1 pseudogene is annotated in these 418 nt (G+C 54.8%); it reads right to left on the minus strand.

Annotated features, from left to right (window positions below):
• A pseudogene (locus tag ACXAGS_RS15730) lies at positions 1–418 on the minus strand (gliding motility-associated C-terminal domain-containing protein); the annotation flags it as partial.

Raw genomic sequence — 418 nt, forward strand, 5'->3', positions numbered from 1 at the left:
CCGTTCGCATCTTCGTCAGGGGTGTCTATTCCGTCCCCGTCATCGTCCAAATCACGGTAGTTAACGTCCTCCGTTCCATCGGTATCCGGTAAATCGGTCGCTGGGTCCTCTATCTCATCGTTAACGTCATAGCCGTCGTTAACGTCGCTTCCCTCGTAGCCATCGTCCAATCCGTCATTGTCCGTGTCAACCCCCGTGTAGGTGTTGTCCGGCTCCCCATCATAATCAAAGTCGTGCCCCTCGTTACTGTCCGGTACCAAATCATTGTCGCTGTCATCGTCCAGATAATCAGGAGTACCGTCTTGGTCCGTGTCCTCGGGGGTGATGCCCTCGTTTCCAGTTCCCTCGTAAGCATCGTCCAATCCATCGTTGTCCGTATCCTCACCACTTGGCGGAACGTAGCCATCCGTTGGTTGCC

The sequence above is a fragment of the Croceivirga sp. ABH4_376 genome (assembly GCF_056160685.1).